Source organism: Gryllotalpicola kribbensis (genome assembly GCF_039538245.1).
Lineage (GTDB): Bacteria > Actinomycetota > Actinomycetes > Actinomycetales > Microbacteriaceae > Gryllotalpicola > Gryllotalpicola kribbensis.
In genome coordinates this window covers 161654-182602 of the sequence record NZ_BAABBX010000002.1, presented here as the reverse complement: position 1 = coordinate 182602, position 20949 = coordinate 161654, and the positions used below count along the sequence as shown (strand labels likewise).

Here is a 20949-nt window from a genome sequence, read left to right as displayed (position 1 = left end):
TCACCCACCGAAGTCCCGGTTCGCCGCGGACTCGGAATCTGCGGGTGAATCAGAAGCACGTACGCCTCGCAACCGGTTTGATCCAACCCGAGTACCAACCTGCGGCGGAACGGTCCGCCGCGCACCATTGATGTTGCGAGCGCACTCCCGATGTGGCCCTCATGCGCCCTTCGGAGATAGGAATCCCTGAGAAGTGACTGATCTGATCAGCGTCGAAACCGCTGACCTCAACTCGCTGCGCGTCCCGCAGCTCCAGGCTCTCGCCACCCAGCTCGGCATCGCCGGCGGGGCCAAGCTCCGCAAGGGCGAGCTCATCGCGGCCATCGAGGCTGCGCGCGGCGCCGCCTCAGATGACGTTGTCGAGGCCATCGAGACAGATGCCTCGACCAATGCTCCCGTCGTCCCCGCCGAGGCGCCCGCCGCCGAGGCCGCTGACCAGGCCTCCCCTCAGGCTGCGCCTGAGTCGACCAGCGCGGCGGCTTCGCCTGAGGCGCCGGCGGTCACGCCGGCCGAGGCACCCGCCGACACCGAGCTTCCCCTCGACCTGCCGGCCGCCGACTCGCCCGTCTCGGCCGAGGCAGCCGCAGCCGAGGCGCCCGCCGAGCAGCCGACGGGCGGCCGCAACCGCCGCTCGCGCCGTGCCTCCACCGGCGGCACCGTCACGGCGGCATCCGGGCACGTGAACGCCGGCCAGACCGGCGTCGAGTCCCTCATGTCCGCCCTCGACGCGGTGGCCGAGCAGCGCCAGGCTGCGCAGCAGGGTGAGCGCAGCGATGGCGAGGCATCCGGCGAGTCCAACGACGACAGCGGCCAGCAGACCGGCGAGGGCGAGGGCGGCCGCAGCCGTCGCAACCGCCGCAACCGCAACCGCAACCGCGCCGACCGCGAGAACAACGGCCAGGGCAACAACGGCCAGGGCAACAACGGCCAGCAGGGCCAGGGCGGCGAGCAGCCCGCCAAGGAGGGCGACAAGCCCGAGCAGGGCGGTCAGGGCCAGAGCGGCCAGAGCGGCAACGGCCAGAACAAGCAGGACGGTGAGCAGGGCGAGGGCGGCCGTCGCAGCCGCTACCGCGACCGCAAGCGCCGCGGCGGCGGGGCCGGCGACGACGCCGAGATCGAGCTGACCGAAGACGACGTGCTGATCCCGGTCGCGGGCATCCTCGACGTCCTCGACAACTACGCCTTCGTGCGCACCACGGGCTACCTCGCCGGCGCGAGCGACGTGTACGTCTCGCTCGGTCAGGTCAAGAAGTACGGCCTGCGCAAGGGCGACGCGGTCGTCGGCGCGATCCGCCAGCCGCGCGAGAACGACAACGGCAACTCGCGGCAGAAGTACAACGCGCTCGTGCGCGTCGACTCGATCAACGGCCAGACGGTCGAAGAGGCCCAGACCCGCGTCGAGTTCGGCAAGCTCACGCCGCTCTACCCGCAGGAGCGCCTGCGCCTCGAGACGGTTCCCGAGAAGCTGACCCAGCGCATCATCGACCTGGTCGCCCCGATCGGGAAGGGCCAGCGCGGCCTCATCGTCGCGCCGCCCAAGGCCGGCAAGACGATCGTGCTGCAGCAGATCGCGAACGCGATCACGACGAACAACCCCGAGGTCCACCTCATGGTCGTGCTCGTCGACGAGCGTCCCGAAGAGGTCACCGACATGCAGCGCACGGTGAAGGGCGAGGTCATCGCCTCGACCTTCGACCGCCCCGCCGAGGACCACACCACGGTCGCAGAGCTCGCCATCGAGCGCGCGAAGCGCCTGGTCGAGCTGGGCCACGACGTCGTCGTGCTGCTCGACTCGATCACACGCCTCGGCCGTGCCTACAACGTCTCGGCGCCGGCATCCGGTCGCATCCTCTCGGGCGGCGTCGACGCCTCGGCTCTCTACCCGCCCAAGCGCTTCTTCGGTGCCGCGCGCAACATCGAGCACGGCGGCTCGCTCACGATCCTCGCGACCGCCCTCGTCGAGACCGGCTCCAAGATGGACGAGGTCATCTTCGAGGAGTTCAAGGGCACCGGCAACAGCGAGCTGCGCCTCTCGCGCCAGCTCGCCGACAAGCGCATCTTCCCGGCCGTCGACGTCAACGCGTCGTCCACCCGCCGCGAAGAGATGCTGCTCTCGCCCGACGAGGTCAAGATCACCTGGAAGCTGCGTCGCGCCCTCGCGGGCCTCGACCAGCAGCAGGCGCTCGAGGTCGTGCTCGGCAAGCTGAAGGAGACCTCGTCGAACGTGGAGTTCCTCGTGCAGATGCAGAAGTCGATCCCGACTTCGGGCAGTGGCGGGCACTCGCACGGCAACGAGAACAACCACCGCTGATGTTCGAGTCCGTCTCAGGGCTACTCGACGAGTTCGGCGATCTCGAGCAGCAGCTCGCCGACCCCGCCCTGCATGCCGACGCGGCGCGTGCGAAGAAGGTCAACCGCCGCTACGCCGAGCTATCGCAGATCAAGAAGGCCTACGAGGACTGGCAGCAGGCGGGCGACGATCTGGATGCCGCACGGGAGCTCGCCCGTGAGGACGAGGCCTTCGCCGAGGAGATCCCCGGGCTTGAAGAGAAGCAGACCGCCGCGCAAGAGAAGCTCCGGCGTCTGCTGATCCCGCGCGACCCCGACGACGGCCGCGACGTGATCCTCGAGATCAAGGGCGGCGCCGGTGGGGAAGAGGCGGCGCTGTTCGCGGCCGATCTGCTGCGCATGTACGTGCACTATGCCGACTCGAAGGGCTGGAAGTCCGAGATCCTCGAGGCCGATCAGACCGACCTCGGCGGCTACACGAACGTGCAGGTCGCGATCAAGTCGAACGCCACCGACCCGGCCGAGGGCGTCTGGGCGCACCTCAAGTACGAGGGCGGGGTGCACCGCGTGCAGCGCGTGCCAGCGACCGAGTCGCAGGGGCGCATCCAGACCTCGACGGCCGGCGTTCTCGTCTTCCCCGAGGTCGACGAGCCCGAAGAGATCGAGATCGCGGCGAACGACATCCGCGTCGACGTGTTCCGCTCGTCGGGCCCCGGCGGCCAGTCGGTGAACACGACCGACTCGGCGGTGCGCATCACGCACCTTCCGACGGGCATCGTCGTCTCGATGCAGAACGAGAAGTCGCAGATCCAGAACCGCGAGGCCGCCATGCGCGTGCTGCGCGCGCGCCTGCTCGCGAAGCAGCAGGAGGAGCTGGATGCCGCGGCATCCGACGCCCGCAAATCGCAGGTGCGCTCCATGGATCGCTCCGAGCGGATCCGCACCTACAACTTCCCCGAGAACCGCATCGCCGACCACCGCACCGGTTTCAAGGCCTACAACCTCGACCAGGTGCTGAACGGCGCGCTCGACCCGGTCATCGACTCGGCGATCCAGGCCGACGAAGAGGCGCGGCTCGCGGCGATCGGCGACTCGGCCGACGCATAGCGCGCAGGGTCTCGGCCCGATTCACCCGCGACGTCCACAGGTGGCGCAGCCGGCCACGACGCCCTGACGGGGCGGATGGCCTTAGCCCCGCGTCGCGTCCCCCTCGGCGCTCCGCAGCGAGTCGACCATGCCGCGCAGCAGGCGGAACGCCTCGGCCTGCTCCTGCTGCGACATGCCGCCCAGCATCCTCACCTCGACGGAGCGGACGGCCGCGCTCGCCTTCTCGAGGCTGCGCCGGCCGCGTGGCGTGAGCTGTGCGGGCAGCGCCTTCCCGACGCGCGCCTCGGCGGGGCGGGTGACGAAGCCGTCGCGCTCGAGCGCCTGCAGCAGCACGTTCATGGACTGCCGGGTCACGAAGGTTCCCCTCGCGAGCTCGGAGTTGGACAGGCCCGGTCGCTGCGCCAGCAGCTCGAGGCACGAGTAGTGCGTCACGGTCATGCCGAGCGGGCGCAGCACGGCCTCCATCGCCGTGCGCAGCGCGCTCGACGCCTCTTTCAGCAGGTAGCCGAGTGACGTCTCGAGGTCGACGCCTGTGCCGTCTTGACTCATGTCAGCATTCTGACATATGGTTGCCCATGTCAGACAACTGACATGACAGGAAGAAGCATCTCATGCCCGCAACCGGCCCCGACTTCATCTCGCTCCAGGTCCGCGATCTCGCCGCCTCGCAGGCGTTCTACGAGCAGTACCTCGGCCTCGTCCGATCGCCCGCGGGGCCGCCGCACGCGGTGGTCTTCGCAACGTCGCCCATCGCCTTCGCGCTGCGCGATCTGGTGCCGGGCACCGACCTCGATTCCGTGGCGCAGCCCGGCATCGGCACGGCGCTCTGGCTGCACGCCACCGAGGTGCAGGCGATCCACGACGCGCTCGTCGCCGACGGCCACACCATCGTCTTGGGGCCCATCGACGGCCCGTTCGGCCGCACCTTCACCTTCGCCGACCCCGATGGCTACCACGTCACCCTGCACGACAAGGCATAGCCTGCGCCACGCGAGACGACCCCCGATGCGCGAATGCCGAGGCAGAGCAGCATCGGGGGTCGTCTCGCGAGCGCCAGCCCCGGCTACCCGCGGGTGAAGCGCAGGGTGCGGACCTCGAAGGGGGTCAGCGTCACCTCGACCGACGAGCCGCCGCGTGCGGCATCCGCCAGCTCGTCCTCGATCAGCGAGACCACGCGCCCCGCACCGAACGGCTCGGCCACGCGAACGACGCCGCGGGCGCGCCGGCCCTGAGCCTCGTAGACGCGCACGATGAGGTCGCCCGAGCGGTCGTGCGCGAGCTTGATCGACGAGATCAGGATGCCCTCGCCGGAGACCTCCGCGAGGGGAGCCACGGCACCCGAGCCCGAGCCGGCCCGCCGCCGCGTCGCGGTGTTGAGCGCGATGCCCGCCTCGGTCGCCCCGAGCGCGTCGGTGCCGATGACCAGACCGTAGGCGTGCGTCTGCGGCCCCTGGTCGGTCTCTGGGTCGGGGAAGCGCGGCGCGCGCAGCAGCGACAGGCGCAGCGTCGTGGTCACCTCGGCGTCTTCCGCATCGCGCGTGACGTCGTAGCCGTAGGTCGAGTCGGTGACGAGCGCGACGCCGAATCCCGGCTCCTCGGCGAGCACGAAGCGGTGCATCGAGGTCTCGAACTTCGCCGCCTCCCAGCTGGTGTTCGTGTGGGTGACGCGCTTGTAGTAGCCGTACTGCGTCTCGGCGGCGGTGTGCTCGGCGCGCACGTCGAGCGGGAACGCGACCTTCAAGAACTTCTCGGTCTCGTGCCAGTCGGTCGACTGGTCGATGCGCAGCACGCGCGAGCCGGGGCCGAGGGTGAGCACCTGGCGCACCGACGACGCCGAGAACGTGCGGTCGATCGTGACGTGCACGCCGTTCTCGTCCTCGGCGACCGAGAGCGCGGCGACCGCGCGCAGGTCTTCGACGCGGTTGCGGTAGTAGCGGTCGACGTCCCACGCGTCCCACATGTTCGGGAAGTCCTGGTGCAGCTGCAGCAGGTTCGCCTCGCCGCCCGGCGCGATCGCGTCGCGGCCCGTCGCGAGGTCGACGGCAGAGGTCACGAGACCCTCGGCGGAGACGACGATCTCGACCAGCTCGTTGCGCAGCACGATGCCGCGTTCGTCGCGCGCGACGGTGACGCGGGCCCTCACGGGGGCCGGGGATGCCGTCGACCGGCTCGACCCGGCGGCCTGCCCCGGCGCCGGGGCATCAGAGGCGGCACCCGCAGCCGCACCCGCGTCGACGGCCGGCGCCGCGCCGAGCGCCGGGGCGCCCCCGCGCGCGAACGGCGCCGCGTTGAACAGCAGCGTCTCGTCGCCCTCACCGGCCAGCGCGTCCAGCGCCCGGCCGATCACCGCCTCGGCGCCCGCGGCGATGCGCGCGTAGTTGGCGACCGCCTCGCGGTGCACCCAGGCGATCGAGGTGCCGGGCAGGATGTCGTGGAACTGGTGCAGGAGCAGCAGTTCCCACAGCTCGTCGAGTTCGTCGTGGGGGTACTCGAACCCCGCGCGCACCGCTGCGGTGGCCGCCCACAGCTCGGCCTCGATCAGCAGGTGCTCGCCGCGGCGGTTGCCCTGCTTGGTCTTGTGCTGGCTCGTGAGCGTGGCGCGGTGCAGCTCGAGGTAGAGCTCGCCGACCCACACGGGCGGGTTCGGCAGCTCGGCCTTGGCGCGCTCGAAGAAGGCATCCGGGTGCTCCCAGCGCACGCGGGCGCTGCCCTCGAGGTCGGCGGTGCGGCGCGCCTTGCCCGTCATCTCGCGGGTCGTGCCGCCGCCGCCGTCGCCCCAGCCGACGGGTGCGAGCGACGACGACGCGCGCCGCGACTCCTTGAACTGCCGCGTCGCGCGGGCGAGCTCTGAGCCCGAGAGCTGCGAGTTGTAGGTGTCCATCGGGGGGAAGTGGCTGAAGACGCGCGAGCCGTCGATGCCCTCCCAGTCGAAGGTGTGGTGCGGGAACCGGTTGACCTGGTTCCACGAGATCTTCTGCGTGAAGAACCACTCGAAGCCGGCCCGGCGCATCAGCTGGGGCAGTTGCGGCGAGTAGCCGAAGCTGTCGGGCAGCCACACCCCGCGCGAGGTCACTCCGAACTCGCTCCGGAAGAACGACTGGCCGTAGAGGAACTGGCGCGCGATCGCCTCACCCGTCGGCATGACCGTGTCGGACTCGACCCACATGCCGCCGAGCGGCAGGAAGCGCCCGGCCTCGACGGCGGCCTTGACGCGCGCATAGACCTCTGGCCGGTGCTGCTTGATCCACTTGTACTGCTGCGCGCTCGACATGCCGTAGCGGAACTCGGGCTCCTCGTCGATGAGCGTCGTCATCGACGACGTCGTGCGCGCGACCTTGCGGATCGTCTCGCGCAGCGGCCACAGCCACGCGGAGTCGATGTGCGCGTGGCCGATCGCCGCGATCTCATGGGCGGATGCCTCGGCGGGCCGCTCGAGCTCGGGGGCGAGCTTCGCCCGTGCGTCGGCCGCCGTGGCCGAGATGCGCTGCAGGTCGAGCACGTCGAGCGCGTCGTCGAGCGCCTGCAGGATCTTCATGCGCCGCGGCGAGGTCTCGGGCAGCTCGGCCTGCAGCTCGAGCAGCACCTCGACGTCGAGGGCGAGCTCGTGCACCTCTTCGTCGAAGACGGCGAGGTCCATGTGGCGCGTCGTGTACAGCGGCCGCGGCGATGAGGTCTGGATGTCGCCCTCCTGCGTCGGAAGGAAGGGGTGGTAGTCGAGCAGCACGGGGTTCGAGGCCGCTTCGATGAACATCTCGACGGGGTCGCCGCCGCGTGCGGCATCCGTCACCTTCACCCACTGATTGCGCGGGTTCAGCGACTTCAGCGGGGTGCCGTCCGGCAGGTAGACCAGGCCCTCGCACTGGAAGCCGGTCATGTTCACGTCGAAGCCGAGGTCGACGACGGCCTCGACGCGCTCGCCCGCCCACTCGGCCGGAATCGCGCCGGTCAGGCGGAACCACGTGGTGCCCCAGGCGGCGCCCCACGGGGTGCCGATCTGGTAGGGCGCGTAGTCGAGCGCGAGACCCTCGGCGGGGGCGATCGGCTCGCCGGGCAGCTCGTGCCATTCGACGGTGAGCGGGGTGCGGCGCGCGTGGATGGCGGGCTTGATGCGCTCGCTGAGCACCCGGGTCGCGCGGCCTACGGTCAAGGGGATGTCGTCGTGCATGACAGCTCTCTGTTTGTGATGGTGGCCCGCGACTCAGCGCGGCAGCTCGGCGCAGTCCGCGAGCACGCGGGTGATGCCGCGGGCGGCGAGGGATGCCTCGTCTGCGGCGCGGGAGGCGAGCAGGATCTGCGGCCCGCGCCCCTCGGCCTCCGCGGCACGCAGCCACGCCTCGAAGAATTCTCCGCCGGGGGCGCAGCTGGCGCGGTAGCCCTCCGCCGTGTCGTCGAGAAGGAGCGCGATGGGCGCAGGGGCGGCCGGGGGAGCGGTGCGCAGCTCGCGCACCAGCTCGGCGAAGCGCCGGCCGGTCGGCTTGATGCGCCGGTCGTTGTCGAAGAGACCGAGGTCGTACTCGAGCTCGGGGAAGTCGGCGAGCTCGCGTGAGACGTCGTGCGAGCACCACCACGTGATGCCCCACATGCGGGCGACGGATGCCGCGTGCCGCACGGTCGCCTCGAGGAACTCGGGCGCGTCGGCCACCGGCACCACATTGGTCGGCGCGCCGACCTCTTGCAGCCAGACGGGGCGCGCCGCGTCCTCGTTCCAGGCGGCGGCGAGCAGCGAGAGGTATTCCGCGTGACGCACCGAGCCGGGAGCGAGTGCGCCGTAGCGCTGCGCTGCGCCGTTGAACACCCACGAGTGCACCACGGTCGCATCGCCGTGCGCCGCCGCGTGCTCGGGCCCGAACGGCTGCGTGTCGTCGTACCAGCCGGCGTCGTACATCGAGTGCGTGACGAGCCCGGGCGCCGACTCGCGCGCCGCCGCCGTCAGCCGAGCGAGCCACGCGTGCGCGTCGCCGGCGCTCACCGGGTGCGGGTCGGGGTGGGGCGCGGCCGCGAACTGGTTCAGCTCGTTGCCGAGCGTCAGGCCGAGGACGTTCGGGCGGCTCGCGAGGAGTTCGGCGAGGGCGCGCACATAGTGCAGCTCGCCGTCGATCGCCTCGGGGTCCGTGAACATGTTGCGGCGGTGCCACGTGGCGAGCCACGCGGGCAGGAAGTCGAAGCTCGACAGGTGCCCCTGGATCGCGTCGACGTTGACGTCGAGGCCGAACTCGCCGGCGACGTCGATCAGCGCGCCGATGTCGTCGAGCGCGGCGCGGCGGATGAGGCCGCGGTTCGGCTGCACGACTCCCCACAGGGGGAACACCCGCACGTGGTCGACGCCGAGCGAGGCGATGCCGTCGAGGTCGCGGCGCGCGGCATCCGCATCGAATTCGAGCCAGGAATGGAACCAGCCGGCGCTGGGCGTGTAGTTGACACCGAATCTCATGCGTTAGCCCTTCACTCCGCCCTCTTCGACGCCCTTGAAGAAGAAGCGCTGCAAGACGGAGAACACGATCGCGATGGGGATGAAGGCGATCATCGTGCCGGCGGCGATCATGCGCTGGTCGTTGGCGAAGGTACCGGAGAGGTACTGCAGGCCGATCGTGAGGGTGAACTTCTCGGGCGTGGTCAGCACGATGAGCGGCCACAGGAAGTCGTCCCACGCGCCGATGAACGAGAAGATCGCGATCACGGCGATCGTGCCGCGGACCGCGGGGAGCGCGATGAACCACAGCCGCTGCCACGAGGTCGCGCCGTCCATCACGCCGGCCTGGTCGATCTCGTCGGGCACCTGGCGGAAGGCGTTGTACATGAGCAGCACGTTGAGGGCCGCGATCATGCCGGGCAGGGCGACGCCGAGCAGGCTGTCGGCGAGGCCGAGGCTGCGCACCGTCACGAACTGCGAGATGATCGTCGCCTCACCGGGCAGCACGAGGGTCGCGAGGAACAGGCCCAGCACGATGCGGCGCCCGCGCCACCTGAGGCGCGCGATGGCGAAACCGGCGAGCGTCGAGAAGATCACGTTGCCGCCGACGGCCAGTGCCGCCACGATCAGCGAGTTGCCGATGTAGCCGAACACCGGGATCGCTTGGATGACGTGCAGGTAGTTCGCGAGGGTCGGCTCGCTCGGGATGAACTGCGGATTCGTCGTGTAGATGTCTTCGTCGGGGCCCTTGAGCGAGGTCGAGAGCTCCCACAGGAACGGGCCGAGCGTGATGAACAGCACGAAGATCAGCAGCACGTAGCGCACGACCTTCTCGGTCATCGACGCCTCGCCGAAGGTGCGGTGCCGGCGGCGCTTCGCCGCGCGCGTGAGGGGCTGCTGGGCTGCGGCATCCGTCGTCGTTGTCGTCGTCATGATTGCTCCGCCCTGTTGTTGATGCGCGCGAGCACAAGCATCGGGATCAGCGTGATGAGGAACAGCAGGATGCTGAGCGCCGAGGCGTAGCCGAGGTTGCCGTAGAAGCCCCGCGCGTACTGCTGGATCAGCATGACGAGCGAGATGTCCTGGCCGCCGGGGCCGCCGTGACCGCCGGTGAGGATGTAGAGCTCGGAGAACACGCGCAGCGCCGAGACGCACACGAGGATCGCGATCAGCGTCATCGTGCCGCGCACGTTGGGGACCGTGACGCTCCAGAACCGCCGCACGGCGCCGGCGCCGTCCATCGCCGCCGCCTCGTGCAGGTCGCGGCCGATGTTCCCGAGGGCGGCGAGGTAGATGATCATGTAGTAGCCGAGGCCCTTCCACACCGTGAGGCTGATCGCGCTGAAGATCACGAGCCAGCGGTCGGTGAGGAACGGGATCGGGCCCTGGATGACGTGCAGCGCCTGTGCCACGTTGTTCACGAGGCCGCGGTCGTCGAGCAGCCAGGTCCAGATGAGGCCGACGACGACGGCCGAGGCGATGACCGGGGTGTAGAACGCCGTGCGGAAGAACGAGATGAACCGCAGCTTCTTCTCGACGAGCACGGCGATGAGCAGCGGCAGGATCGTCAGCAGCGGCAGGCAGACGAGCATGTAGATGCCGCTGTTGATCAGCGCGCCGAGCACCTGGTCGTCGTGGAAGATCTCGATGAAGTTCTGCAGGCCGACCCAGTGCTCGTTGTGGCCGAGCGGCTTGGCGTTCGTGAACGACATGCGGATCGTGTTGAGCGACGGCCAGACCGAGAAGGCCAGAAGCCAGATCAGTGCCGGCGCGACCATGATCCACGGCGAGAACCAGCGGTTCGCCCTCATCGCGCCCTCCTTACGTGTTGTGGCGTGTGTTGCATTCGAGGTGTTGCGGTGCGCGTGTGCTGCGCGGGCGGCGATGAGTGGATGCCGCGGGCGGCGCCGATGCGCGCCGCCCGCGGTCTTCCCCCACCCCTGGGTCTACTGCTGCTGCTCGAGCAGCTGGTTCATCTTGTCTTCGGCCTTCGACAGCGCCTCGTGCGACGAGATCTGGCCCTTGATGGCCAGCGCGAGCTGCTGGTTGAAGTAGTCGCTCATGGCGCTGTTGACCACATAGGGCTGCAGCACCTTCGACTTCTTGAGCTCGGCATAGCCGATGACGCGGGCCTTGCCCGAGACGGTGCCGTCGTCCTTCGAGTAGTACGGGTCGTTCGCCGAGGCGAGCGTCGACGGGAACACATTGGCCGCGTGGCCGAAGGCGTTCTGGTTGGTGGCATCCGTCAGGAACTCGGCGAACGCGATCGCGGTGGCGAGGTGCTTGCTGTCCTTGGCGACGCTGAGCCCCTGTACGTACACCGGCGGCACGCTGAGCGCGGCGGTGACGGCGACGTTGTCCTTGAGGCTCGGGTTGTTCTTGACGAAATCGTTGTACGACGTCGAGCCGCCGGTCGTCCAGGCGACCTTGCCCTGCGTGAACAGCGTCGAGTTGCCGAGGTAGTCGCCGTTCAGCACGGTCGGCGGCATGTAGCCGCTCTTGTAGGCGTTCGCGTAGGTGTCGACGAGGGCCTCGGCCTTCTTGGTGTCGAAGACGAACTTGGTGCCGTCCTTGTTGAGCACCTTGATGCCCTCGACCGTGAAGTCGCCGATGCCGGGCATGCGGCTCATCAGGTAGGTGTCGGGGCAGTTGTCGTGCATGGTCTTGGCCTGCGCGAACAGCTCGTCGGTCGTCTTCGGCGGGTTGCTCGAGTCGAGGCCGCAGCCGTCGAGCTGCTTCTTGTTCCAGTAGTCGAGGTCGGTGCCGAGGTACCAGGGGAAGCCGTAGTAGCCGTCGACGCCGTTGAAGTGGTACGCGTCGACCGCGCTCTTGACGTAGGTCTTGTCGAGGTCGGTGTGCGTGCTGAGGTCCTCGAGGTAGCCCTGCTGCGCGAGCGGCAGCGCGAAGTCGGGCGGAAGGTTGACGACATCGGGCAGCGAGTTGGTGGATGCCTGCGACAGCACCTTGTCGGAGTAGCCGTCACCCGGCTGATCGAGCAGCTTCACCTTGGCGCCCGGGTGCTTCTTCTCGAAGGCCGAGATGACCCCGTTGAGGTAGTCGGTGTAGGTCGGGGTGAGCGACCACGTCTGCAGCGTGATGTTGCCGGTGATCTTGCCCGAGTCGGACTGGCTCGAGCCCGAGCCGCTTCCGCCGGACGAGCACGCGGTGATTCCGAGTGCCGCGACCCCGGCGAGGGCCGCCGCCGCGATGAGGCGTGTTCTGCGCATCTGCTTGCAACTCCTTTGTGGCATGGTCACGGGGAACTAAATCGGTCTAGAAAAGTCTTAGCAACTTGCCGCCGGACCCCCGCTGTTACGGTAGCTTGAAGAACTAAACCGATTTAGTCAACTTTGCGGAGAAAAATGCCTCCCCAGCCACGGCGCGCCACCATCGGCGACATCGCGCGGCGCGCGGGCGTCTCGAAGGGGGCGGTCTCGTTCGCGCTCAACGACCGGCCCGGCGTCAGCGCAGAGACCCGCCAGCGCATCCTCGCCATCGCGCAGGAGCTCAACTGGCGGCCCAACAGCGCGGCCCAGGCACTCGGGCAGTCGCGGGCCGGCGTGATCGGCTTCGTGCTGAACCGGCCCGCGCGCATCCTCGGCACCGAGACGTTCTTCCCCGAGCTCCTCTCCGGCATCCAGCTCGGCCTCTCGCCCGCGCACACGGCGCTGCACATGCTCGTCGTCTCGAGCCTCGAGGAAGAGGTCGAGACCTATCGCGAGTGGTGGCACGCGCATCGCGTCGACGGCGTCATCGTCGTCGACCCGCGCGCGAACGACCCGCGGCTGGCCCTTCTCGACGAGCTCGGGCTGCCCGGCGTGCTGATCGGCAGCCACCCCTCGCGGGACACCTCCGTTCCCACGGTGTGGGTCGACGACTCCGAGGCGGCGCGCACGCTGTTCGGCTATCTCGCCGCGCTCGGTCACCGGCGCCTCGCGCATGTCGCGGGCACCGCCGAGTTCGAGCACACCCTGCTGCGCAGCGAGGTGCTGCAGTCGTTCGTCGGCCAGTTCTCGCTCGAGTCGGCCACCAGCACGCCGACCGATTACAGCGCAGAGGCCGCGGCCTCCGAGACGCGCCGCCTGCTCTCGCTGCCCGAGCGGCCGACCGCGATCGTCTACGACAACGACGTGATGGCTCTCGCCGGGCTGCGGGTCGCGCACGAGATGGGCATCGCCGTGCCCGGGTCGCTGTCGATCGCCTCGTTCGACGACTCGCTCATGGTGCGTCTCGTGCGTCCTTCGATCACGACGCTGACGCGCGACACCGTCGAGCTCGGCGAGGTGGCCGTGCGCACGCTGCTCGATGCTCTGGATGCGACCGCACCCGTGCCGAGCCGGCCCGGGCCTGCGCCGCAGCTCTCGGTGCGCGAGAGCACGGCGCCCCCGCCCCGGGCGTGACCTCTTCGCCGCGACGTCCCGGTCGTGACCTCTTCGCCGCCACCGTCCCGGTCGTCACGAAAGCGGCCCATTCCGTGAGCGCGGCCGCGTTTTCGACGACCCGCGGCGGAAGCATCCCGCCCGGTCGTCACAAAAGCGGCCCACCACGCTCGGTGAGCCGCTTTTGTGACGACTGGCGCGCCGCGCTCAGCGGTAGACGGATGCCTGACCGTAGAGCTTCTCGGTGATCGCCGAGACGTAGGCGCTCTCGTCGCCCGCCCGCAGGTCGTACGTCATGAAGACGCCGTAGCCGTCGCTCACGGTCTGCGCCGCGAACGACGAGGCGAGCGAGACCGGCGTGCTCTGCAGGTCGACCGCTGCCGGCGAGATGCGCGACTTCGGCAGCCCGGGCACGACGGGGGCCTCGTAGCTCGAGTACCACGGGTTCCACGCATAGCTCAGCTTCGCGTTCACCGACGGGTCGGCCGCGGCGAGCGAGTCCCCGGCCGGCCCGATGTCATAGAGCGAGATGATCTTGTTCGGCAGATCCTTCCGCAGGGCCGAGATCAGCCAGCCCGCCGACTGCGCGTTCGGCTCGGGCGTGCCGTTCACGCCGTAGTCCGAGTACTCGTCGTCGAGATCGACGCCGTCCAGGTGATAGGCGTGCACCGCCGCGGCCACCTGCTGGGCGAAGTCCGCGGCCGCCTGCTGCGTCGGGAAGTTCGCGAGGCCGGCGCCCTGGTGGTTGCCGAGGATCGACAGAGTGACCTTGATGCCCTTCTTCTGCAGCGGGCGGATCTGCATCGCCGCGTCGTCGAGCGTCTGCTGCACCTGGTCGTTGAAGTACAGCTGCGCCTTCTCGCCGTCGTAGTTGATGTTCGCGGCGAAGATCACCGCGACATCGAAGGCGGGCGCACCGTCGTCGAGCGTGTAGCGGCCGACGTTCGCCAGCTCGTTGTCGTTGACCTCGACGTATGCCACGTTGACGGGGCCGTGCTTCGCATGCACGGCGTTGCCGTTCACGGGCGCGGCGTTCGCGGCCCCCGGCGCCAGCAGTGCGGCGAGCACCGCCGCGGTGGCGGCGACGCCTGCTGAGAACGCGGTGCGGTGGCGCCGCGGTGCGGCCGGCTTCTTCGTCATGTCTCCTCCTTGAGAGGGGGCGGGTCGGTGTGCCCCCTGTTGGGGAGGATGGAGAACTAAACCGGTATAGTCAACGACTTTCAGTCGAGCAGCTCGAGCTGGAGCAGCGTGAGCGGCGTCTCGGCGACGAAGCGAACGGCGATGAGATCGGATGCCTGACCGGCAGCGAGCCGGAATGGGCGCAGCTGCCCGGGCCGCTCGAAGGGCTCGCTCTCGCGTCGGTCGAGCTCGCGCACGGCCCCGTCGCGCGACACTCCCTCGAGCACCCACCCTGCGAGCGCCGGCTGGCTCAGCGTCACGGTGTACAGGCCCCCCGCCCGTACTTCCCCGAAGTGTGAGTTCGGGCTGCCGGAGGGCGTTCCGGGCGACCCGAACTCACACTTCGGGGGAATGGGAAAGACCGAAGAGGGGGCTAGGGGGAGCTCGATCCGGTCTCCTGGTGCGAGCGCTGCCGGGGACGCGCCGAGGTCGTCGGCGGGGCCGCCGGCGACGCGCGCGAGCAGATCTTGCGGGGGAGTCGCGAGGCCGTGCAGCAGCGACGCCGACACCGGTCGCGACTCGGCCGCCCACCCGGTGGGCGCGTCGGAGAGCTCGAACTCCAGCAGGCCGCCCTCGCGCAGCATCCGCCGCGAGATCGACACGTCGTTCCACTCCGTGCCGTTCCAACGCACGCGAGCGATGTGCGGGGCGCCGGCGTTCGTCGCCGTGATGACGAGCTCGCCGCCGCCCTCGGGGCGCACCACGACCCGCGGCAGCAGCGGGGGAGTGAGCACGAAGGTGTCGCTCGCCGGCGTGAGCGGATAGAGGCCGAGGCTCGCGAACAGGTGCCAGCCCGACATCTCTCCGTTGTCCTCGTCGCCGGGGAATCCCTGCCCGAAGTCGGAGCCCACGAACAGCCGGTCGCGCGCCTGTGTGACGACGCGGTGCGCGTCGTCGTGACGCCCGGCGTGCAGGTAGAAGAACGGGATGTGGTGGGCGGGCTGGTTCGAGAGGCCGAGCATGCCCATGCGCACGTCGCGCGCCTCGGTCTGCTCGTGGATCACGAAGCCGTACGACCCGCAGCTCGCGGCCTCAGCGCGCTCGGGGCGGGCGAAGAAGCGGTCGAGGGATGCCCCGAGGGCGCTCTCTCCGCCGTGCAGCTCGGCGAGTCCGCGGCCGTCGTGCGGCGCCGTGTACGCGGTGCCCCAGCCGTTCGTCTCGGTGTAGTCGTGGCCCCACACGTCGGGGTCGTATTCCCCGGCCGGCATACGCCACTCGCCGCTCCGGGTGCGCCCGAGGAACGTCCCCACTTCGGCATTGAACACGGCACGGTATCCGAGGCTGCGGCGCCCGAGGTACTCGGCCTCGGCCTCGAGGCGCGCGCGGCGCGCGGCATCCGCCTCATGTTCGGCGAGCAGCCGCGCGAGGACGGACGCCGACCAGTCGTTGATCGCGTTGTCGAGCGTCCACGACAGACCCTCGTGGGTCTCGGTGTCGATGTAGCCGCGCCAGACGCCGGGCACGAGGCCCTTGCGGCCGACCTCCGGCCGCGGCGCGGGCACGGTGGCGTTCACGAGCGCCGAGCGATACGCGCCCGCCACGTCGAAGCCGTCGACGCCGCTCGCGGCCAGGTCGGCGAAGACCGTGTCGCTGGTCGTCCCCGTCATCGAGTCGACGGGGCCGGGCGCGCTCCACCGGCTCGTCCAGCCGCTGTCGTCGGCATGCTGCACGAAGCCCTGGGCGAGCTGCCCGGCGGTTCCCGGGGTGAGCAGCGCGAGGGCCGGCCAGCAGGTGCGGTAGGTGTCCCAGAAGCCGTTGTTCGCGCTGAAGCGGCCGCGGCGCACCTCGCCGTCGACGGGGCTGCGGTAGCGCAGCTCACCCGACCCCGGCTCCGGCTCGGCATACGCGTTCGGGTACAGGAACAGGCGGTACAGGTCGCCGAAGATCGACCGCTGCTGGTCGTCCGTGGCCCCGTCGAGCTCGAGCGTCGCGAGCTTGGCGCGCCAGCGCTCGGCCGCGGCCTGCAGCATCCGGTCGAATCGGCCGGCCGCCGCGAGGTTCGCGCGTGCCTGGGCGGCGTCGATGGTCGAGATGCCGACGAGCACGTCGAGCGGCGCGCCGGGCTCCGCGGCATACGCCACATGCCCTCGCACCCGGTCGCCCTCGAACTCGAGGTGCGCGTCGCCCCCGGGCGGCAGCTCGACGTGGACGAAGTGCCGCGGCCGCCCCGGGCCGTCGTCGAGCTCGACGTCGACCGCGATTCCGGCCTCGGTCGCCGTGCTCTCGCAGGCGACCGCCGCGCCGAGGTGGTCGACGATCACCGACAGCCACGGGCCCGCGCTCGTGAACCGCAGCCCGAGGGCGAAGCCGCCCGCCGTCAGCCGGGCCGTGACCCCGCCGTCGAGCGCCACCTCGTAGAGGTGCGGCCGGGCCGTCTCGTCCCCGTGGTCGAAGCCGAGCGCGCGCTCGGAGCGGTCGACCGACGGGTGCTCGAGGGGGCTCGGCATCAGCTGGAACACCCCGCGGTCGCCGATCCACGGGCTCGGCAGGTGCGAGGTCGCGAACGCCTGCAGCGCGGGGCGGCCGTCGTCGCGGTTGTGCTGGTGGTACGAATACGGCCAGTTGCCTGCCGCGGCGTCGGTCATCGGCAGGCCGAAGACGCCGCCGTGCGGCACCGCGACGAGCGGCGCCGTGTTGCCGCGCGAGAATCGGTCGCTCGACTGCGTGCCGCGACGCGTGTCCACGTGCTCGAGCGGCTCGCGTGCCGGGGCGGGTGCCGGCGCGACGCGCACGGCGTCGAGCCAGCCGGTGAGGTCGGCCGCGGACGACCGGCGCAGCTGGGCGATGATGCGGCGGATGCCTGCCCCTCGGCGCCCGGCCAACGAGACGGTGCGGCGGTTCCACTGGTCGACGTACAGGGTCTTCGCCGCTGCCTGGGCATCGGGCGTGACGACGTTGCCGTGCTGATCGCGAGCGGCGGTGTCGCTGAGCCGGGTGCCGTCGTCGAACTCGACGTCGAGCGCGAACGCGGTCGCGTCCCACCGGGTCTCGAGTGTGCCGCCTGCCGCGGGGAACCAGTCGTAGCGCAGCTCGTCTTCCGACGAGACGGTGCGGCCCGCGGCATCCGCCGGCACCTCGAACTCGACCACGCCGTCGCCGGCCGGCGCGTGAACGCGGAAGGCCGACGGCGAGACCGAGCCGATGCCCGGGCGCGCGTTGTAGGTGGTCTCTGGCCCGCCGTCGCGTCTGAGCACATGCACGAGCCTCGACGGTAGGTAACTAAACAGGTTTTGTCACATCGCCGCGCGCGGGGCGCGCCCCGCGCCAGCCGCGCCGCCGGCACCCGGTTGCGCTGCTCGGATCCTCTCCGCGCGCCCCGGATCCGAGCAGCGCGAAGCAGATCCGAGCAGCGCAACCGCTCTCGGCGCGGCGTCAGACGCGCGCGTTGCGGTTGATCGCCGGCACGCCCGTGAGCACCGAATGCTCGGGGAAGTCGTGCGTGACCACCGCGTTCGCGCCGACCTGGCTGTGCGAGCCGACGGAGATGTCGCCGATGAGCTTCGCACCGGCGCCCAGCACGACGTCGTCGCCGATCGTCGGGTGGCGCTTGCTGCTGCTGCCTCGGCGATTCCCGCCCAGGGTGACGCCGTGGTAGATCAGCACGTCGTCGCCGACGACGGCCGTCTCGCCGATGACGACGCCCATGCCGTGGTCGATCACGAGCCGGCGGCCGATCGTCGCACCGGGGTGGATCTCGACCCCGGTCAGCGACCGCGCGAGCTGCGAGAGCAGTCGCGCGGCCACGCTGAGCCCGGGGGAGCGCCACCACCGGTGTGCGATGCGGTACGCCCAGACGGCATGCATGCCGGAATACGCGAGGACGATCTCGACCGCCGAGCGGGCGGCCGGGTCGCGGCGCTTCACCGCGGCGATGTCCTCGCGCAGTGCGCGCAGGGGGTGCGCGGGCACTTAGGCGTCGGCCTCGGCGAGGTGCTTGTACAGCGCGGTCGAGAAGTAGCGCTCGCCGGTGTCGGGCACGACGGCGACGATCGTCTTGCCGGCGTTCTCGGGGCGCTTCGCGAGCTGCACGGCGGCGAACACCGCGGCACCCGAGGAGATGCCGGCGAACACGCCCTCTTCCGCGGCGAGCCGGCGCGCGGTCGCGATGGCGTCGTCGCTCGGAACGGGGAAGACCTCGTCGTAGACGTCGGTGTCGAGCACCTCTGGCACGAAGCCCGCGCCGATGCCCTGGATCTTGTGCGGCCCGTGGGCGCCACCGCGCAGCACCTCGGTCTCGGCCGGCTCGACCGCGACGATGCGGATGTCGGGGTTCTGCTCTTTAAGGAAGCGCCCCGCGCCGGTGATCGTGCCGCCCGTGCCGATGCCGGCGACGAAGATGTCGACCTTGCCGCCGGTCGCGTCCCAGATCTCGGGGCCGGTGGTGTTGTAGTGGATCGTGGGGTTCGCCTGGTTCTCGAACTGGCGCGCCCAGATCGCCCCTTCGGTCGACGCGACGATCTCCTGCACCTTGGCGATCGACGCCTTGATGCCCTCGGCGCCCGGGGTGAGCACGACCTCGGCGCCGAACGCGCGCAGGATCAGGCGGCGCTCGACGCTCATCGTGTCGGGCATGACGAGGATCGTCTTGTAGCCGCGGGCGGCGCCGACCATCGCGAGCCCGATGCCGGTGTTGCCGCTCGTCGCCTCGACGATCGTGCCGCCCTCGGTGAGGGCGCCGTCGGCCTCGGCGGCGTCGACGATCGCGACGGCGATGCGGTCCTTGACGCTGGAGGCGGGGTTGAAGAACTCGAGCTTCGCGAGCACGGTGGCGGCTGCGTCGTCGGTGACGCGGTTCAGCGTGACGAGGGGCGTTCCGCCCACCGCCTTGGTGATGTCAGAAAGAATCTCGGCCATAGCGGAAGCCTATTGTTGCGAGGGTTATGAACACGACGCGCGTTACGATCCGCGGCCTGCTCGATGAGGTCACCCAGCAGCTTTCCGCCGCAGGCGTGCCCACGCCGGGCATCGACGCGGCCCTGCTGATCGGATTTGTGACGGACGCGTCGCGCGGGCGGGTGCAGGCGATGGCGCTGGCGGATGCCCCGGCCGAGGAATCCGTCGCGAGCCGGGTGCGCGAACTGGCCGCCCGACGCGCCGCGCGCGAGCCCCTGCAGCACATCACGGGCTCGGCCGCCTTCCGGTCGCTCGAGCTCGCGGTCGGCCCCGGCGTCTTCGTGCCGCGCCCAGAGACCGAGCACGTCGCGCAGTTCGCCATCGACGCGCTGCGGCAGGCGGCCTCGCCCGAGCCGATCGCCGTCGACCTCGGCACCGGCAGCGGGGCGATCGCCCTGTCGCTCGCCGTCGAGGTGCCGCACGCGCGGGTGCTCGGCGTCGAGAAGTCGGCGGAGGCGCTGCCGTGGACCCGGCGCAACTTCGCGGCATCCGGTGCCGCCAACGCGACGCTCGTCGAAGGCGACCTGGCAGACCCGGCGCTGCTCGCCGAGCTCGACGGCCGCGTCGACGTCGTGATCTCGAACCCGCCGTACGTGCCGACGGACGCGATTCCGCGTGACCCCGAGGTGCGGCTCTTCGACCCGGCCATGGCGCTCTACGGCGGCCCCGACGGTCTCGATCTCGTGCGGGCCCTGTCGCGCACGGCGCTGCGGCTCGCGCACCCCGGCGCCCTGCTCGTGATCGAGCACGGCGAGCTGCAGGGCGAGGCGATCAGGAGCCTGCTCGCGGCCGACGGCTGGCGCGCGGCATCCACGCACCCCGACCTCACCGGCCGCGACCGCGCGACGACGGCCCTGCGGCCCTGACCCCCTCAACGAGTTCTGCCGGACGCGGGGACGCAGAGCCGGTCGCCAGCCGGCCGCAGATAGACTTCGGCTGTCATGCCCTCGATCTACGACTGCTCCGACCCCGACGAGCTGCTCACCGGCACGCGCCTCGCCCGCCAGGCGCTCGGCCGCGGTGAGCTCGCCGTGATCCCTACCGACACGGTCTACGGGGTCGCAGCCGACGCCTTCAACGCGGCCGCGGTGCAGCGGCTGCTCGATGCCAAGGGCCGCGGGCGCCAGTCGCCGCCGCCGGTGCTGATCCCCGACCTCAAGACCCTCGACGCGCTCGCCGCGTCGGTGCCTGACCAGGCGCGACAGCTCGCCGAGGCATTCTGGCCCGGCGGTCTCACGATCGTCTTCAACGCGCAGCCCTCGCTCATCTGGGATCTCGGCGAGACGCACGGCACGGTCGCCCTGCGCATGCCCGACCACAAGCTCACCCTCGAGCTGCTCGGCGAGACGGGCCCGCTCGCGGTGTCGAGCGCGAACAAGACCGGCCTGCCGGCCGCCAAGACCGCCGCCGCCGCAGAAGAGATGCTCGGCGACGCGATCGCGGTGTACCTCGACGCGGGCCTCGCGGGTGCCGCCTACGACGGCGTCACCGAGACCGGGGCGAGCGAGTCGTCGACCATCGTCGACGTCACCGGTCTCGCCGACGGGCGCGGCGTGCGCATCCTGCGCCAGGGCGTCGTCTCGGCCGACCAGCTGCGCTCCGTGATCGGCGACAAGCTCGAGACGCCCGAGCAGCTCGCCGCGTCCGCCGACGACGCAGAGGCCGCGGCGGGCTCCGACCCGGAGGCCTGAC

At 70.6% G+C, this 20949-nt stretch carries 16 protein-coding genes; 6 read left to right on the top strand and 10 right to left on the bottom strand.

Features of this window, described 5'->3' with window-relative positions; translation table 11 throughout:
- Positions 1-193: 193 nt before the first annotated feature.
- Entirely contained in the window at positions 194-2311 is a 2118-nt protein-coding gene (rho, locus tag ABD716_RS02095; protein ID WP_344773289.1) for a transcription termination factor Rho, read from the top strand.
- The gene (prfA, locus tag ABD716_RS02090) at positions 2311-3396 is read left to right on the top strand and encodes a peptide chain release factor 1 (RefSeq protein ID WP_344773287.1); all 1086 of its coding nucleotides are present in this window, start codon (positions 2311-2313) and stop codon (positions 3394-3396) included. Before rho ends, prfA begins: the two co-directional genes overlap by 1 nt.
- 81 nt (positions 3397-3477) lie before the next feature.
- On the opposite strand, the gene ABD716_RS02085 is transcribed toward prfA, so the two are convergent.
- Complete coding sequence (locus ABD716_RS02085; protein ID WP_344773285.1) at positions 3478-3945, bottom strand: MarR family winged helix-turn-helix transcriptional regulator; 468 nt, start codon at positions 3943-3945, stop codon at positions 3478-3480.
- 62 nt (positions 3946-4007) lie between these two features.
- Here ABD716_RS02085 and ABD716_RS02080 point away from each other — a divergent pair, with 62 nt between their 5' ends.
- A complete protein-coding gene (locus ABD716_RS02080; RefSeq protein ID WP_344773283.1) occupies positions 4008-4376 on the top strand; it encodes a VOC family protein in 369 nt (122 codons plus the stop codon).
- Positions 4377-4459: 83 nt separating this feature from the next.
- Here ABD716_RS02080 and ABD716_RS02075 read toward each other — a convergent pair whose 3' ends face one another.
- From ABD716_RS02075 to ABD716_RS02055, 5 genes are all read right to left on the bottom strand, one after another.
- Complete coding sequence (locus ABD716_RS02075; RefSeq protein WP_344773281.1) at positions 4460-7561, bottom strand: alpha-mannosidase; 3102 nt, start codon at positions 7559-7561, stop codon at positions 4460-4462.
- 33 nt (positions 7562-7594) lie between these two features.
- Complete coding sequence (locus ABD716_RS02070) at positions 7595-8827, bottom strand: glycoside hydrolase 5 family protein (protein WP_344773279.1); 1233 nt, start codon at positions 8825-8827, stop codon at positions 7595-7597.
- A 3-nt stretch (positions 8828-8830) separates the two neighbouring features.
- Positions 8831-9739: a carbohydrate ABC transporter permease gene (locus tag ABD716_RS02065; RefSeq protein ID WP_344773277.1), complete on the bottom strand. Its 909-nt coding sequence runs from the start codon at positions 9737-9739 to the stop codon at positions 8831-8833.
- Positions 9736-10617 carry a carbohydrate ABC transporter permease gene (locus tag ABD716_RS02060; protein ID WP_344773275.1) on the bottom strand — a complete coding sequence of 294 codons (882 nt, stop codon included), beginning with the start codon at positions 10615-10617 and terminating at the stop codon, positions 9736-9738. The genes ABD716_RS02065 and ABD716_RS02060 overlap by 4 nt, the downstream gene beginning before the upstream one ends.
- A 135-nt stretch (positions 10618-10752) precedes the next feature.
- A complete protein-coding gene (locus ABD716_RS02055; protein ID WP_344773273.1) occupies positions 10753-12033 on the bottom strand; it encodes an ABC transporter substrate-binding protein in 1281 nt (426 codons plus the stop codon).
- A 135-nt stretch (positions 12034-12168) separates the two neighbouring features.
- Between ABD716_RS02055 and ABD716_RS02050 the strand changes: the two genes are divergently transcribed.
- Positions 12169-13206, top strand: coding sequence for a LacI family DNA-binding transcriptional regulator (locus ABD716_RS02050; protein ID WP_344773271.1), 1038 nt, complete (start codon positions 12169-12171; stop codon positions 13204-13206).
- A gap of 186 nt (positions 13207-13392) precedes the next feature.
- Here ABD716_RS02050 and ABD716_RS02045 read toward each other — a convergent pair whose 3' ends face one another.
- The 4 genes from ABD716_RS02045 to cysK all read right to left on the bottom strand — a co-directional run bounded on the left by ABD716_RS02045 (position 13393) and on the right by cysK (position 19218).
- The gene (locus ABD716_RS02045) at positions 13393-14325 is read right to left on the bottom strand and encodes an endo-beta-N-acetylglucosaminidase H (RefSeq protein WP_344773269.1); all 933 of its coding nucleotides are present in this window, start codon (positions 14323-14325) and stop codon (positions 13393-13395) included.
- Between the two features lie 80 nt (positions 14326-14405).
- A complete protein-coding gene (locus ABD716_RS02040) occupies positions 14406-17564 on the bottom strand; it encodes a GH92 family glycosyl hydrolase (RefSeq protein WP_344773267.1) in 3159 nt (1052 codons plus the stop codon).
- Between the two features lie 172 nt (positions 17565-17736).
- Positions 17737-18273, bottom strand: a complete 537-nt coding sequence (gene cysE / locus ABD716_RS02035; RefSeq protein ID WP_344773265.1) for a serine O-acetyltransferase — start codon at positions 18271-18273, stop codon at positions 17737-17739.
- Positions 18274-19218, bottom strand: a complete 945-nt coding sequence (cysK, locus tag ABD716_RS02030) for a cysteine synthase A (protein ID WP_344773263.1) — start codon at positions 19216-19218, stop codon at positions 18274-18276. It lies immediately after the preceding gene.
- Positions 19219-19244: 26 nt separating this feature from the next.
- Here cysK and prmC point away from each other — a divergent pair, with 26 nt between their 5' ends.
- Positions 19245-20123, top strand: a complete 879-nt coding sequence (gene prmC, locus ABD716_RS02025; RefSeq protein WP_344773261.1) for a peptide chain release factor N(5)-glutamine methyltransferase — start codon at positions 19245-19247, stop codon at positions 20121-20123.
- 75 nt (positions 20124-20198) lie between these two features.
- Complete coding sequence (locus ABD716_RS02020; RefSeq protein WP_344773259.1) at positions 20199-20948, top strand: L-threonylcarbamoyladenylate synthase; 750 nt, start codon at positions 20199-20201, stop codon at positions 20946-20948.
- The last annotated feature ends 1 nt before the right edge of the window (position 20949 follow it).